This is a genomic window from Comamonas thiooxydans (assembly GCF_002157685.2).
Classification (GTDB): domain Bacteria; phylum Pseudomonadota; class Gammaproteobacteria; order Burkholderiales; family Burkholderiaceae_C; genus Comamonas; species Comamonas testosteroni_H.
The window spans coordinates 5,215,119-5,229,590 of record NZ_AP026738.1; the positions used below are offsets into that span (position 1 = coordinate 5,215,119).

Sequence of the window (14,472 nt, forward strand, 5' to 3'; positions counted from 1 at the left end):
CTGCCACAACCCAAGGATTCGCATGAAGACCCATCACACCCAAGCCCCGGCCGCTGGCGGCCAAGACAGCGGCGCCATGCAGGGCTTGCCTGCAGGCAGCTGCGCAGCGGGCTCCACCACCGGCTACACAGGCCTGTCCCGGCGCGGCTGCCTGCTGCATCTGGCGGGCCTAGCTCCCGCACTCGCTCCTGTATTCGCCCTGGCTCCGGCCGCCGCACGTGCCCAGGACAGCTACCCCAGCCGACCCGTGCGTATCATCGTTCAGTTCGCGGCCGGCGGCTCCTCCGACATCCTCGCGCGCACCCTTGGCGACGGCCTGTCCAAGCGCCTGGGCCAGCCCGTCATCGTGGAAAACCGCAGCGGCGCGGGCGGCATCATTGGCACGGACTACGTGGTCAAGAGCGCTGCGGACGGCTACACCCTGCTGCTGACCGTGCCCGGCCCCATCGCCGCCAACCTGGTGCTGTACAAAAAGCTGCCCTACGACCCGCGCACCGACTTGCGCATGGTCTCGGACGTGGCCGGCCAGCGCACCGTCATGGCCGTGCACTCTTCCGTGCCTGCCAAGACCTTTGCCGAGCTGATCGAGTTGGTGCGCAAGGCACCCGGCGACTACGCCATGGGCTCCTGGGGCGCGGGCACGCAGCCACATCAGATACAGGCCTTCATGGAGCGCAAGTACGGCGTCAAGGTACTGCACGCCGCCTACAAGGGCGAAAGCCCCATGGTCTCCGACCTCATCAGCGGCATGATCCAGATGACCTCGGCCTCCATCTCCACCCTCAAACCCTATATCGAGTCCGGCCGGCTGCGCGCCCTGGCTGTGCCCGGCATCAGCCGCGCCACCGCCCTGCCCAACGTGCCCACCTTTGCCGAACAGGGCTTCAAGGACGACGTCTACACCTTCATGGCGCCCACCTCGCTGATGGCTCCAGCCAAGACGCCCGACGCCATCGTCGAGCGCATAGGCCGCGAGGTGGCCGTGGTGGTTCGACAGCCTGAGATGCAGCGCCGCCTGCAGGAAATGGGGGCCGACCCCATAGGCAACACGCCCGCCCAGGCCGCCAGCGACTACCAGTCCTACCTGCCCGTCGCCATTGCGCTGACCCAGTCCACCGGCGTGCAGCCGAACTGAATCCCCGCACCATTTCCCAGAACACCTTCCTGTTCCTTTGCAAAGGTAGATTCCATGACCCAGTCCACCACGACCCTGCAGCAGACGCGCCAGGCCCTGGCCCGCTCCATAGGCCAGACCGCCTTCGTCTACGGCTACCCGCTCACCGAGACCTACCGCACCTGCGCCCTGCAGACCGCCGAGCAGGCGCGGCTGCGCCCTGGCAGCTCGGCCGGCTCGGATGTGCGCGCGCCCATGAACACGCTGCACCATGCGCCGCGCCCTTCCACCCACGAGGACCGCGACGTGGTCACTCCGGCCAACGACCTGCTGTATTCCATGGCCTGGCTGAACCTGGAAGGCGGCCCCATGCTGCTGACCATTCCATCCTCGGCCCGCCATCCGGGGCGCTACTTCGTGCTGCCGCTGTACGACGCCTATACCGAGAACTTCGAGAACCTGGGTCCGCGCAACTGCAATCCCGAAGGCGAGACCGTGGTCCTGATCGGCCCCGGCGGCCAGGTGCCGCCATCGCTGGCCCATCTGCGCGCTGTGCACTGCCCCACCCACCTGGTCTGGCTGATAGGCCGCATCCTCGCGGGCGACGAGAGCGACTGGCCTGCGGCGCGCGCACTGCAGTCGGAGATACGCCTGGAGCCAGCGCCCGGCACCGTGCCTCAGGGACGCCCCGCCGCCATCGCTCACTGGTGCGGCGAGCCCGTGGACGTCATGGCCGCAGCCTTCGAGAACGGCGAGCCCGCGCAGCAGGTGGCGCCGCGCTTTTTCACCAATCTCTGCCAGGCCCTGGCCGAGGCACCAGGCCGCATCGAGGACCGCAGCCTGGTCGCCTGGCTGGGCCAGGCCGGCTTGGTGCCCGGCGTGCCTTTTTCCTGGGAGGCGCTGGACGAGCCCACGCGCGCCGGCCTTATCGACGGCTTTGCCGACGGCGTGCAGACCGTGGCGGCCATGGGCAGCAACCGCCGTCCCCGGCCGTGGACCATGACGACCAATACAGGCCGCTACGGCAGCCACTTCTTGATCCGCGCCCGCACCGCCTACCTGGGCCTGGGCGCGCTGGCCACCACCGAGGCCATCTACTCCGCCTCTCACTACGACGCCGACCTCGAGCCACTCAACGGCCAGCAGCGCTATGTGATGCGCTTCGAAGCGGGCGACCTGCCGCCGGCCGATGCCTTCTGGTCCGTGACGCTGTATGACAGCGACCGCTTCCTCTACCCCAACGACATCCGCCGCCACGCCATCGGCGACCGCACGCCCGGGCTACAGTTCGGCGCCAACGGCAGCCTGGAGATAGAGATCGGCCACGAGCGCCCCGCCAATGCGGCCAACTGGCTGCCCGCGCCAGCCGGGCGCTTCTACCTGATACTACGCATGTACTACCCGCGCGACGGCGTGCAGAGCTGGCGCATTCCCGCCCTGCAGACACAGGCGGTGCACGCATGACCGCCATGACCGCCGCCGCAACGACCGCCGAACTGCAGGCCCTGGCCGAGCAAGCCGTGACCTGGGCCTACCCGCTGTACGAGATGCGCCGCATGCGCGCGGCCACCTCGCCCCGGCGCACCGAGGCGGGCCAGGCCGCGCCCGAAGGCATGCGCTGGTGCAACCTCTTCACCCACGCGCGCCAGCTGCTGCGCGCCGGCACGAGCCGCGTGGTCACGCCCAACAACGACACGCTCTACACCAATGCCTGGCTGGACCTGGACGCCGGGCCGCTGGTCATCGACGTGCCCGACACTGCGGGGCGCTACTACGTGCTGGGCCTGCTGGACTTCTACACAAATCCCTTCGCCCACATAGGGCCGCGCCTGACCGGCACCCAGGCGCGCTCCTTCCTGGTCACACCCCCGGGCTGGAGCGGCGCGCTGCCCGCGGGCTTCGATGCGCCCGGCGCCCATATCCAGGCGCCCACGCGCTGGCTCTGGGTCATAGGCCGCATCCTGGTGGACGGTCCCCACGACCTCGCGGCCGTGCATGCGCTGCAGGACGGCTTCAGCGTTGCCCCGCTGGCCGGCCAAGCGGGAGTCGCGCCCGCGCCCCGGGCCTTTGTACCAGACTGCGACCCGCAGGCCCCGGCCACGGCCGCCCACTTCGCCGCCCAGGTCAACGCCGCGCTGCAGGAGAATCCGCCGCCCGCGGCGCAGCGCGAACTGGTGGAGCGCTTTGCGGCCGTGGGCCTGGGCAGCGGCTGCACCGGGCCGAATGAGGACCAGGCCCCGGTCCTGCAGCAGGCGCTGGATGCCGTGCTGCCGCGACTGCGCAGCGCACAGTCGGGCACGAGCCAGGCCTCCGGCTGGATCGTGCCGCCGCTGGTGATGGACAACTTCGGCGACGACTACGCCACCCGCGCCCAGGTGGCGCTCAAGTACATAGGCATGCTGGACGGGCGCGAAGCCGTCTACCCCATGGCCTGGACCGATGCCCGGGGCCAGCCCCTGGACGGCGGCGCGCGCTACCGCCTGCGCTTCGTGCCCGGGGCCCTGCCGCCCGTGGACGCGTTCTGGTCCATCACCCTGTACGACGCGCGCAGCTACATGCTGGTGGACAACCCGCTGGACCGCTACGCCATAGGCGACCGCAGCACCGGCCTGCGCCGCGATGCCGACGGCGGCCTGACCCTGCACATACAGCACGCCGCGCCACACAGTGAAGCCGCGCGCGCCAACTGGCTGCCCGCGCCCGAAGGCCCCTTCTACCTCTGCCTGCGCGCCTACCTGCCGCGCACCGACATGCTGAACGGGCACTACGCACTGCCGCCGCTGCAGCGCCTGAACGATGAACAGGAGACCTGACATGGACAGCAAAGATGACGACAAGCCCTTCCTGCTCGTGGGCACGGGCAGCGAAACCGTGGCCCCGGGCCTGCACATACTGCGCGGCCAGGGCCAGTCCTTCGTGGCCGAGACGGACGCCGGCCTGGTGGTCGTGGACGCCGGCCCCGGCGGCTCCGTCACCCAGGGCATGATCGACAGCCTGCGCGCGCTCAGCGACGCGCCCGTGCATGCGCTGTGCTACAGCCACGGCCACATCGGCTACAACGCCGGCGTGCCCCAGTGGCTGGAGCATGCGCGCCAGCGCGGCGAGCCAGCGCCCCGCCTCATCGCCCACCGCAACGTGCCGCGCCGCCACACACGCTACCGCGAGACCCAGGCCCTGCAGCACCGCATGGCCGAAGTGCAGTTCAACCGCTCGCCCGGCTTCTTCGAGCGCCGGCTGGCCATGCACGAGCCCACCGAAACCTTTGACCAGCGCCTGGTCATAGGCAGCGGCGAGCAGCGCATCGAACTGCTGTGGGCACCGTCCGAGACCGACGACGCCATCGCCCTGTGGAGCCCCGCGCGGCGCGTGATCTACGGCGGCGCGGCACTGCTGGACTCCATTCCCAACATTGGCACGCCGTTTCGCACGCTGCGCGACACCGTGCGCTGGGCCGGCACGCTCGAAGCCCTGGCCGCACTCAATCCGCGCATCGCCGTGCGCGAATTCGGCCCCGTGATCGAGGGCGAGGCCGAAGTGCAGAAGGTGCTCACCCACACGGCCCGCGCGCTGCGCTGGCTGCGCGCCGAAGTGGTCAGCCTCATGAACCAGGGACTGGGCGAGCAGCAGGTACTGGCCCGGATGCACTACCCCGAGGAGCTGTTCGGCGTGCCCTGGATGAAGCCCACCTATGGCGACCCCAGCTACATCGTGCGCGACATCTACCGCTCGGAAAACGGCTGGTGGGACCGCAATCCCACCACCCTGCACCCCGAGCCGCCCGAAGCCGTGGGCGCCGCCGTGGCCCGGGCCATCACCGACAAGCCCGCCGTCATCGCCAGCGCCCAGGCCCTGGCCGACGCCGGCCAGTGGCAGCTGGCCCTGCACGTCATCGACCTGCTGGCCACCGCTCATGGCGATGCGCCCGAACTCACCCAGGCGCGCGCCCTCAAGGCCGCCTGGCTGCGCGAGCGCGCGGCCCAGGTCGCCAGCTATGTATCGCGCAATCTCTACAAAGTCAGCGCCGACATGATCGAGCAAGGCACGCAGGGCCGCTTCGGCATCCGCTAGCCCGCCCGCTGGCCAGTCCCATCCAGGAGACATCCATGCACCCTCAACCGCACCACCTACGCCGCGGCCTGGCCCTGGCCGCAGCGCTGGCCTCCGCCACCTCCGGCACCGTCCATGCGCAAGGCACCGCCGGCTACCCCAACCGGCCCGTGACCCTGGTCGTTCCCACGGCGGCGGCCGGCGGCACCGATACCATTGCCCGGCTGTTCGCCGACGCGCTGGGCAAGGCCATGAAGCAGCCCTTCGTGGTGGACAATCGCCCCGGCGCCAACGGCATCATCGGCGTCGATTCCGTAGCCAAGGGCCCGGCCGACGGCTACCGCCTGCTGTTCACCTACGCGGCCACCATGGCGGTCAACCCCAGCCTCTACCGCAAGCTGCCCTACGACCCGCTCAAGGACTTCGCCCCCATCGCCCAGATCGGGCGCGGCGGCAATCTGCTGCTGGTCAGAAAGGACCTGCCCGTCAACACGCTGCAGGAATTCGTGAGCTATGCCAGGGTCCATCCCGGCACGCTCAACTACTGCTCCTGGGGCCTGGGCTCGGGCGGCCACCTGACCATGGAAAGCCTGAAGAAGCAGGCCGGTATCACCATGACTCACATCCCCTACAAGGGCTCCAGCCCCTGCGTGCAGGACATCATGGGCGGGCAGGTGGATGCGGGCTTCGGTGACACGTCCTCCACCGTGGAGCTGGTCAAGGCCGGCCGCGTGAAGGCGCTGGCGCACAGCAGCTCGGGACGGCTGCCGTCCCTGCCCGAGGTGCCCTCCATGACCGAGGCCGGCTACCCATTCAGGAACTACTCGTGGTACGGCATCTTCGCGCCGGCCAAGACCCCGCCGGCCGTCGTCGCACGGCTCAACGAACAGGTTCTGCGCGCGCTGCGCGACCCGGCCCTGATCCAGCGCATGCGCGAGCTCAACTTCTCGGACCTGCCGCTGACCACGCCCCAGCAATTCACCCAGACCCTGCTCCAGGACCTGGACGACTGGAGCCAGCTGGTCAAGGAAACCGGCGTGCAACTCGACTAGCGCACGCCGGCCAGGCCCTGCCTGATGCAGGCAAGCTCGTTAAAAATAGGAGCTGTCATCGATCACCAGAAAACAAATATGAATACTTTCATGCCAATATTTGTTGATTAACAATCGATGCCAGCTCATCTTTTATTCAAACCTTCCCATGGCTGGACCATGAAAAAAGGCGCTCACTAGGAGCGCCTTGAGCCCATAGGGCAGCAGCATCAGTGCTGCAGGATCTTGTTGAGGAATTCCTTGGTTCGCGGCTGACGGTTTTCGGGATGGCCGAAGAACTCTTCCTTGCTGCAGTCTTCCAGAATCTTGCCGCCCACGTCCATGAAAATCACACGGCTGGCCACCTTGCGCGCAAATCCCATTTCGTGGGTCACGCACATCATGGTCATGCCTTCGTTGGCCAGGCCCATCATCACGTCCAGCACTTCGCCCACCATTTCGGGGTCCAATGCCGAAGTGGGTTCGTCGAACAGCATGACGATGGGATCCATGGACAGAGCGCGCGCAATGGCCACGCGCTGCTGCTGACCACCGGAGAGCTGACCGGGGAACTTGTCCTTGTGAGCGGTCAGGCCCACGCGGTCCAGCATCTTGAGGCCACGGGTCTTGGCGTCGGCAGCACTGCGGCCCAGCACCTTCATCTGTGCGATGGTCAGGTTCTCCGTCACCGACAGATGGGGGAACAGCTCAAAGTGCTGGAACACCATGCCCACGCGGCTGCGCAGCTTGGGCAGATTGGTCTTGGGATCGTGCACTGCCGTGCCGTCCACAAAGATCTCGCCCTTCTGGAAAGGCTCCAGTGCATTGATGGTCTTGATCAGCGTGGACTTGCCGGAGCCCGAAGGGCCGCACACCACCACCACCTCGCCCTTGTTGATATTGGTGGAGCAATCGGACAGCACCTGAAAGCTGCCGTACCACTTGGAAACGTTCTTGAGTTCAATCATTGCAATTCCTCAAAGGGAGCCGGCTTAACGGATGATGGCGATCTTCTTGTGCAGACGCTTGACGAACCAAGACAGTGCAAAGCAGATCACAAAATAGGTCACGGCAGCCGCCAGATAGGATTCGATGGGTCGGCCGAAGTTCTTGCCGGCGATTTCGAAGCCCTTGAGCATGTCGTAGGCACCGATCGCATAGACCAGCGAGGTATCCTGAAACAGGATGATGGTCTGGGTCAGCAGCACGGGCAGCATGTTGCGGAAGGCCTGGGGCAGCACCACCAGACGCATGTTCTGACCATAGGTCATGCCCAGCGCCTGGCCGGCAAACACCTGTCCACGTGGAATGGACTGAATGCCGGCACGCATGATTTCAGAGAAATATGCTGCTTCGAAGGCCACGAAGGTGATGATGGCCGAAGTCTCCGCGCCGATGGGCTTGCCGATCAGCATGGGCATCAGCAGGAAGAACCACAGAATCACCATCACCAGCGGGATGGAGCGCATGCCGTTGACATAGATGGTGGCAGGCAGGTCCAGCCACTTCTTGCCCGACAGGCGCATCAGCGCCAGCAAGGTGCCGAAGAAGATGCCGCCCAGCGTGGCGATCACGGTCAAGGACACGCTGAAATACAGCCCCTTCAGCACAAAGTTGCTGAACAGGTCCCACGAGAAAAACGACCAGTCGAGGTTGAGATTCATATCAGTGGCCTCCACCGCTGGCTGCAATCAGGCCGGGAACACGAGAACGCTTCTCGATGAAGGCCATGATGCGGTTGATGATGAAGGCAGAAATCACATACAGACCTGTCACAGCCATATAAATTTCAACGCCACGGGCGGTCTCTTCCTGGGCCTGCATGGCGAACATGGTCAGTTCGGCCACGGACACCGCAAACGCCACGGACGAGTTCTTGAACACGTTCATGGCCTCGCTGGTCAGCGGCGGAATGATGATGCGAAACGCCATCGGCAGCAGCACATAGCGGTAGGTCTGGAAGGTCGTGAACCCCACTGCCATGCCGGCATACCGCTGGCCCCGCGGCAATGCCTGAATACCGGAGCGCACCTGCTCGGCGATACGGGCAGAGGTGAAGAAACCGATCGCAAACACCACCAGCACAAAGCCCGGCAGGGACTTCATTGCAGGGAAGATGGCCGGAACCACGTGGTACCAGATGAACACCTGGACCAGCAACGGAATATTGCGGAACAACTCCACCCAGGCATTGCCCAGGCGCACTATCCACGGACGATCGGGCAAGGTACGCAAGGTACCGATGACTGCGCCCAACACCAGAGCGATGACCAGCGACAGCAATGCCACCGACACGGTCCAGCCCCAGGCCGACATCATCCAATCCAGATAGGTGATGTCACCGTTCTTGCCAAAACAACTCTGCCCGACCTCTTGGGTAATGGTGTCCTGACAGAACACCTGCCAATCCCAACTCATACGAGCACCTCTTTCATTCTTGGTTTATGAGGGCAAACGCTCACACCGGCCCTCGCAACAAAAAAGCCCCTTCTAACCGCTTGGCAGAAGGGGCGGTACACCTATAGGCGGGATTACTTGACTTCGTAAGCTTCCATGGGCTTGTCGTTGGGGTGAGCCCACGCATCCTTGGTCGCTGCCGACAGTGGCAGGCCCACCTTCACGTTGTTGGGAGGAATGGGCTGCAGGAACCACTTGTCGTACAGCTTGGTCAGAGAACCATCCTTGATCTGACGCACGATGGATTCGTCCACAGCCTTCTTGAAGGCGGGATCGTCCTTGCGCATCATGCAAGCGATGGGCTCCACCGACAGCACTTCACCCACGATCTTGTAATCGTTGGGAGCCTTGGACTTGGAAATATTGGCGGCCAGGATGGAGCCGTCCATGATGAAGGCATCGGCACGGCCGGTTTCCAGCATCAGGAAGCTGTCGGCATGGTCCTTGCCCATGACTTCCTTGAAGGTCAGGCCGTCAGCGCGCTTGTTCTTGCGCAGGGTCTGCACGGAAGTCGTACCCGTCGTGGTCACGATGGTCTTGCCGTTCAGGTCCTTGATGCCGGTGATGCCGGAGTTGGCACGAGTGGCAATGCGCACTTCTTCCACATAGGTGGTGAAGGCAAAGGCTGCATCCTTCTGACGAGCCGTGTTGTTGGTGGTGGAGCCGCACTCGATGTCCACGGTGCCGTTCTGCACCAGAGGAATACGGTTTTGCGAGGTCACGGGCTGGTACTTCACTTCCAGCGCTGTCAGGCCCAGTTGCTTCTGGATGTCCTTGAGAATGCGCTCGCCCATTTCGGTATGGAAGCCTACATATTTGCCATTGCCCAGCGTATAGCCCAGGCCGGACGATTCACGCACGCCCAGAGTGACGCTGCCGGTGGACTTGATCTTGGCCAAGGTGTCATTGGCCTGGGCAAACACGGTGCCAGTTGCCAGTGCGGTTACGGCGATGGCCAACAAATGCTTCTTCATACGGATCTCCTATTGGTAAGGACCAAAAACGCTTGCCACTCCTTAACGCATCGCCCTTTGTGAGGGTGGACAGGTTGCGTTAACAAATGTACTGCACACATTGTGCAGTCATGAAGATGGCTGAAATGCAATCATTTCTAAGACTTTTCCCGTAGGTAATTCAGGAAGGCAACCACCTACTTACCGCCTCAATCTTGTGTTGCAAAGCAGCACCTCTTTTTGTGCAAGCTGCGAACTCTAATGCTTTCGTGATTTCACAAGCCAATGCCGATGGCAAAAATCCTTATGCGCAACTTGCATATTCAGTATTAACCCGATGCATAACATTAGGGTTTTTACCAGTAAAACACCTGAAATCACGGCAAGCTGCTCACACAAGCAAAAAAAGGGCCAACTGGCCCTTTTGGAAGAAAAGCAACACTCGGTCGGGTTACACAGCCTTGACCTCGCCACCCGCAATCTCGCCCTGCTCCTTGAGGAAGTTCCATAGCGCAGCTGCTCCTCCCTGAGGGGCATCGCCCGTGGGTTTTTCCCGATAGGCCCGCACTTCCATGTCCATCTGAAAACCGGTCACACCTTCCGGCACTGCGCGCACCAGTCGACCGGACTCCAGCTCGCCGCGTACCGCGCTATAGGGCAAAAAGGCCACGCCATGACCTTCCAGCGCCATGGCCTTGAGGCCTTCGGCCATATCGGTTTCATAGACGCGCTCGAGGTGCACGGCCTCGGCCGCCTCCTTGAGGATCAACTCCGTCACCCGCCCCAGATAAGCGCCAGCGGCATAGCCAAGGTATGGCAAGGGCTGGCCCTGGCGACCGGGCAGGGCAAAGATGGGGTTGCCGTTCTCGTCCGGCTTGGAGTAGGGAGCCAGCACCTCATGCCCCAGGCTCACCATCTCATAGCGCGAAGGGTCCAGCTGGAAGGGCTGAGAAGAGTGGTAGTAAGCAATCAGCAGATCGCAGCCACCTTCCACGAGACGCATCACCGCATCATGCACATTGAGTGCGAACAGACGGCTGCGGAAGGGGCCGAACTTCTCGTGCACGGCCGAAACCCAGTTCGGGAAGAACGTGAACGCCAAGGTATGCGGCACGGCAAAGCCCACCATGCCCTTGCCCGCACTGACGTGGGCACGCAACATGGTGCGGGTGCTCTGCAAGGACTGCAGTATCTCCAGCGCCTGCTCGTACATGGTCTTGCCTGCTGGCGTCAGTCGCGTCGGATACGAGCTTCTGTCGACCAGATCGGTTCCCGCCCAGGCCTCCAGCGCCTGGATGCGGCGCGAGAACGCAGGCTGCGTAACGTGGCGCAGCTGGGCCGAGCGGCTGAAACTGCGGGTTTCAGCAAGGCTGACAAAATCTTCAAGCCATTTGGTTTCCATAGACTCTCATTATCCGCTGCCCTGCACCAAAGCTGTGCAACGGAGGTAATCCTTGTTGGCTAGTAAACGGGACAAAACACAGACTCGACGATGAGCCATGCCTTGGTCGCCAGACCCTAGGGTAATGCCTGCCGCCGGACGTAAGCCCTGCGACATAGATACCTTGATAATATTTGTTCACATCTATCCGGTGTGTCTACTCGCTCCAAGCCATCCCGGCGCACAACGCCGTGAAGGTCAAGGAACAACATAAGGACTTACGCAAACAAGAATGCAACAACGGCCTGCCTCCCGAGGCAATCGTCTTGCCTGAACCCGTTTTGCGTAAGTCGTGAACATAAGGGCATTCTCATCGAGTGCGCGCGGATCACGCCATTCAGGCGAGCTGCCCTGACTCCTGTGTGTTTTTCTGACTTTCCGCGTTCATGTCCTCCACTCCTCCCGAGACCGATGGTGCAGCCGATACCGGCGCGCGCCCGGACGAGCCTCGTTCCCTGCGCATTGAAGACTGGCTGACCGTGATCATCATGGCCGCTCTGGCCCTGATCACGTTTGCCAATGTGCTGGTGCGCTACTTCACCAACTCCTCCTTCGCCTGGACCGAGGAAATCTCGGTCTTTCTGATGATCTTGCTGGCCCTGGTCGCAGGCTCTGCCGCCGTGGCCCGCAACCAGCATATCCGCATCGAGTTTTTCTCGGACAGCGGCTCGGTCCAGCGCCGCAAGGCACTGGCCCGGTTCGGCTCTCTGATGGTGGCATTGCTGTTTGCCATCATTGCCGTGCTCAGCGTGCGCGTGGTCTGGGACGACTTCCGTTTCGAGGAGACCTCGCCCGGCATCGGCGTGCCGCAGTGGTGGTACTCGATCTGGCTACCCGTGGTCTCTGCACTGATCACCGTGCGCGCCATCGGCCTGTTCATCCGCCAGGGCAGGCCCGGCGCCTTCCCTGACGAGCCCGTGGAAAAAGACCACAGCAAGGAGATCGCATGATCGCCACCTTGCTGTTCGTGGCCTTTCTGGGCCTGATGTTCATTGGCGTGCCCATAGGTGCCGCCCTCGGTCTGGCCGGTGCGGCCGCGATTGCCCTGGCCAATGCCGATACACAGTGGTTCGGTCTGCTGGCCGTGCCGCAGAATTTCTATGCCGGGCTGGGTAAGTATCCGCTGCTGGCCATTCCCATGTTCGTGCTCGTGGGCTCCATCTTCGATCGCTCGGGCGTTGCCTTGCGGCTGGTGAACTTTGCCGTGGCCATCGTGGGCCGCGGCCCCGGCATGCTGCCGCTGGTGGCGATTGCCGTGGCCATGTTCCTAGGCGGCATCTCCGGCTCCGGGCCGGCCAATGCAGCGGCCGTGGGCGGCGTGATGATTGCCGCCATGAGCCGCGCCGGTTATCCCAAGAGCTTCTCCGCCAGCGTGGTCGGAGCGGCCGCAGCGACGGACATCCTGATTCCGCCTTCGGTGGCCTTCATCATCTACTCGGTGCTGGTGCCCGGCGCTTCGGTGCCGGCCCTGTTCGCGGCCGGCATGATTCCCGGCGTGCTGGCCGGCATTGCGCTCATCATTCCCGCCGTGTGGATGTCGCGCAAGCACAAGATGGGCGCGCTCGAAGCCTCCATGCCCCGCCCGCCGTTCTGGAAAAGCCTGCGCGAGGCCTCCTGGGGCCTGGCGGCTCCGGTGCTGATCCTGGGCGGCATGCGCATGGGCTGGTTCACGCCCACCGAAGCCGCCGTGGTCGCCGTGTTCTACGGGCTGTTCGTCGGCATGGTGATTCACCGCACCATCGGCATGCGCGACCTCTTCCCAATTCTGCGCGAAGCGGGCGAGCTGTCGGCCGTGATCCTGCTGGTGGTGTCGCTGGCCGGTATTTTTGCCTTCTCGCTGTCCACGCTGGGCGTGATCGATCCGGTGGCCAATGCCATCGTGAATTCCGGTCTCGGCGAATACGGCGTGCTGGGCCTGCTGATCCTGCTGCTGATCACTGTGGGCATGTTCCTGGACGGCATCTCGATCTTCCTGATCTTTGTGCCGCTGCTGCTGCCCATCATGAATCACTACCAGTGGGATCCCGTCTGGTTTGGCGTGATCCTCACGCTCAAGGTGGCACTGGGCCAGTTCACGCCGCCACTGGCCGTGAACCTGATGGTCAGCTGCCGCATCGCGGGCGTGCGCATGGAATCCACCGTGCGCTGGGTGGGGTGGATGCTGCTGTCCATGTTCGCCGTGATGATTCTGGTCATCGCCTTCCCGCAACTCGCTCTGTGGCTGCCCGCAAAGATGGGCTATTGATTCCAGCAGTTGCGGCCCTGAAGGCTGCAACTGCTCATTCCTGCTTGCCAGTTTTTTCGTTTCTAAAAGGGAGACAAACCAAATGAAACTTCGTACCTTCCTCGCATCCGCCGTGGCGACAGCCGCCGCTCTGGCCTTTGCATCGCCCATGGCCATGGCCCAGGCCAAGTACAAGAGCGAATACCGCATGTCCCTGGTGCTGGGCACGGCCTTCCCCTGGGGCAAGGGTGGCGAGCTGTGGGCCGACAAGGTGCGCGAACGCACCCAGGGCCGCATCAACATCAAGCTCTACCCCGGCACCTCGCTGGTGCAGGGCGACCAGACCCGTGAGTTCTCCGCGCTGCGCCAGGGCGTGATCGACATGGCCGTGGGCTCGACCATCAACTGGTCGCCCCAGGTCAAGTCGCTGAACCTGTTCTCCATGCCCTTCCTCTTCCCCAACTTCAAGGCCGTGGATGCCGTGACCCAGGGCGAAGTGGGCCAGGAAATCTTCAAGACCCTGGAAAAAGGCGGCGTGGTGCCTCTGGCCTGGGGTGAGAACGGCTACCGCGAAATCTCCAACTCCAAGCACGCTATCAAGACACCTGCCGACCTCAAGGGCATGAAGATCCGTGTCGTGGGCTCGCCCCTGTTCCTGGACACCTTCACAGCCCTGGGCGCCAATCCCACGCAGATGAGCTGGGCCGATGCCCAGCCCGCCATGGCCAGCGGCGCCGTGGACGGCCAGGAGAACCCCATCGGCGTGTATATGGCGGCCAAGCTGCAGTCCGTGGGCCAGAAGCATCTGACCATGTGGGGCTATATGAACGATCCGCTGATCTTTGTGGTGAACAAGGACATCTGGAACAGCTGGACACCGGCTGACCAGGCCATCGTCAAGCAAGCCGCGCTGGATGCCGCCAAGGAAGAAATCGCCATCGCTCGCAAGGGTCTGGTCGAAGCAGACAAGCCTCTGCTCAAGGACCTGGCCGGCCTGGGCGTGACCGTGACCACGCCTAACGCTGCCGAGCGCGAAGCCTTTGTCAAGGCCACGCGCCCCGTGTTCGACAAGTGGAAGAGCCAGATCGGCGCACCGCTGGTCGACAAGGCCGAAAAGGCCATTGCTGCCAGCCAGAAGTAAACTCCCCCTGAGCCGCTACGCCTAGGCGGCCCCGCGGCTTCCCCCTCTCTCTTCGGGAGGGGGA

At 63.8% G+C, this 14,472-nt stretch carries 13 protein-coding genes; 8 read left to right on the top strand and 5 right to left on the bottom strand.

Annotated elements, in window-relative coordinates; all coding sequences use genetic code 11:
- The first annotated feature begins 22 nt into the window (after positions 1-22).
- Genes CTR2_RS24280 through CTR2_RS24300 form a run of 5 tightly spaced genes read left to right on the top strand, consistent with a single transcriptional unit; the run spans position 23 to position 6,213 of the window.
- Positions 23-1,135 carry a Bug family tripartite tricarboxylate transporter substrate binding protein gene (locus CTR2_RS24280; protein ID WP_087080338.1) on the top strand — a complete coding sequence of 371 codons (1,113 nt, stop codon included), beginning with the start codon at positions 23-25 and terminating at the stop codon, positions 1,133-1,135.
- Positions 1,136-1,189: 54 nt separating this feature from the next.
- Entirely contained in the window at positions 1,190-2,578 is a 1,389-nt protein-coding gene (locus CTR2_RS24285) for a DUF1254 domain-containing protein (RefSeq protein ID WP_087080336.1), read from the top strand.
- On the top strand, positions 2,575-3,927 hold the full coding sequence (locus tag CTR2_RS24290; RefSeq protein ID WP_087080334.1) for a DUF1254 domain-containing protein: 1,353 nt from the start codon (positions 2,575-2,577) through the stop codon (positions 3,925-3,927). The genes CTR2_RS24285 and CTR2_RS24290 overlap by 4 nt, the downstream gene beginning before the upstream one ends.
- 1 nt (position 3,928) lies before the next feature.
- Positions 3,929-5,182, top strand: coding sequence for an alkyl sulfatase dimerization domain-containing protein (locus CTR2_RS24295; RefSeq protein ID WP_087080332.1), 1,254 nt, complete (start codon positions 3,929-3,931; stop codon positions 5,180-5,182).
- A gap of 35 nt (positions 5,183-5,217) precedes the next feature.
- Positions 5,218-6,213 (top strand): Bug family tripartite tricarboxylate transporter substrate binding protein, encoded by a 996-nt coding sequence (locus tag CTR2_RS24300; RefSeq protein ID WP_087080330.1) that lies wholly within the window; start codon positions 5,218-5,220, stop codon positions 6,211-6,213.
- 209 nt (positions 6,214-6,422) lie between these two features.
- Here the strand turns inward: CTR2_RS24300 and CTR2_RS24305 are convergent, their stop codons facing one another.
- The 5 genes from CTR2_RS24305 to CTR2_RS24325 all read right to left on the bottom strand — a co-directional run bounded on the left by CTR2_RS24305 (position 6,423) and on the right by CTR2_RS24325 (position 11,004).
- Complete coding sequence (locus CTR2_RS24305) at positions 6,423-7,160, bottom strand: amino acid ABC transporter ATP-binding protein (protein ID WP_003068099.1); 738 nt, start codon at positions 7,158-7,160, stop codon at positions 6,423-6,425.
- Positions 7,161-7,184: 24 nt separating this feature from the next.
- The gene (locus tag CTR2_RS24310; protein ID WP_003068096.1) at positions 7,185-7,856 is read right to left on the bottom strand and encodes an amino acid ABC transporter permease; all 672 of its coding nucleotides are present in this window, start codon (positions 7,854-7,856) and stop codon (positions 7,185-7,187) included.
- A gap of 1 nt (position 7,857) precedes the next feature.
- Entirely contained in the window at positions 7,858-8,610 is a 753-nt protein-coding gene (locus CTR2_RS24315) for an amino acid ABC transporter permease (RefSeq protein WP_003068095.1), read from the bottom strand.
- Positions 8,611-8,723: 113 nt separating this feature from the next.
- On the bottom strand, positions 8,724-9,623 hold the full coding sequence (locus CTR2_RS24320; RefSeq protein WP_003051113.1) for a transporter substrate-binding domain-containing protein: 900 nt from the start codon (positions 9,621-9,623) through the stop codon (positions 8,724-8,726).
- Between the two features lie 430 nt (positions 9,624-10,053).
- Positions 10,054-11,004 carry a LysR substrate-binding domain-containing protein gene (locus tag CTR2_RS24325; RefSeq protein ID WP_039050033.1) on the bottom strand — a complete coding sequence of 317 codons (951 nt, stop codon included), beginning with the start codon at positions 11,002-11,004 and terminating at the stop codon, positions 10,054-10,056.
- Positions 11,005-11,429: 425 nt separating this feature from the next.
- Here CTR2_RS24325 and CTR2_RS24330 point away from each other — a divergent pair, with 425 nt between their 5' ends.
- From CTR2_RS24330 to CTR2_RS24340, 3 genes are all read left to right on the top strand, one after another.
- A complete protein-coding gene (locus CTR2_RS24330; RefSeq protein WP_087080328.1) occupies positions 11,430-11,993 on the top strand; it encodes a TRAP transporter small permease in 564 nt (187 codons plus the stop codon).
- Positions 11,990-13,288 (top strand): TRAP transporter large permease, encoded by a 1,299-nt coding sequence (locus CTR2_RS24335; RefSeq protein ID WP_087080326.1) that lies wholly within the window; start codon positions 11,990-11,992, stop codon positions 13,286-13,288. Before CTR2_RS24330 ends, CTR2_RS24335 begins: the two co-directional genes overlap by 4 nt.
- 82 nt (positions 13,289-13,370) lie before the next feature.
- Positions 13,371-14,408: a DctP family TRAP transporter solute-binding subunit gene (locus tag CTR2_RS24340; protein WP_063663828.1), complete on the top strand. Its 1,038-nt coding sequence runs from the start codon at positions 13,371-13,373 to the stop codon at positions 14,406-14,408.
- Positions 14,409-14,472 lie beyond the last annotated feature (64 nt).

Bases quoted from the DNA above. Each gene is read 5' to 3' on its own strand.
- CTR2_RS24280 (WP_087080338.1), top strand. From the start codon at position 23: ATGAAGACCCATCACACCCAAGCCCCGGCCGCTGGCGGCCAAGACAGC.
- CTR2_RS24285 (WP_087080336.1), top strand. From the start codon at position 1,190: ATGACCCAGTCCACCACGACCCTGCAGCAGACGCGCCAGGCCCTGGCC.
- CTR2_RS24290 (WP_087080334.1), top strand. From the start codon at position 2,575: ATGACCGCCATGACCGCCGCCGCAACGACCGCCGAACTGCAGGCCCTG.
- CTR2_RS24295 (WP_087080332.1), top strand. From the start codon at position 3,929: ATGGACAGCAAAGATGACGACAAGCCCTTCCTGCTCGTGGGCACGGGC.
- CTR2_RS24300 (WP_087080330.1), top strand. From the start codon at position 5,218: ATGCACCCTCAACCGCACCACCTACGCCGCGGCCTGGCCCTGGCCGCA.
- CTR2_RS24305 (WP_003068099.1), bottom strand. From the start codon at position 7,160: ATGATTGAACTCAAGAACGTTTCCAAGTGGTACGGCAGCTTTCAGGTG.
- CTR2_RS24310 (WP_003068096.1), bottom strand. From the start codon at position 7,856: ATGAATCTCAACCTCGACTGGTCGTTTTTCTCGTGGGACCTGTTCAGC.
- CTR2_RS24315 (WP_003068095.1), bottom strand. From the start codon at position 8,610: ATGAGTTGGGATTGGCAGGTGTTCTGTCAGGACACCATTACCCAAGAG.
- CTR2_RS24320 (WP_003051113.1), bottom strand. From the start codon at position 9,623: ATGAAGAAGCATTTGTTGGCCATCGCCGTAACCGCACTGGCAACTGGC.
- CTR2_RS24325 (WP_039050033.1), bottom strand. From the start codon at position 11,004: ATGGAAACCAAATGGCTTGAAGATTTTGTCAGCCTTGCTGAAACCCGC.
- CTR2_RS24330 (WP_087080328.1), top strand. From the start codon at position 11,430: ATGTCCTCCACTCCTCCCGAGACCGATGGTGCAGCCGATACCGGCGCG.
- CTR2_RS24335 (WP_087080326.1), top strand. From the start codon at position 11,990: ATGATCGCCACCTTGCTGTTCGTGGCCTTTCTGGGCCTGATGTTCATT.
- CTR2_RS24340 (WP_063663828.1), top strand. From the start codon at position 13,371: ATGAAACTTCGTACCTTCCTCGCATCCGCCGTGGCGACAGCCGCCGCT.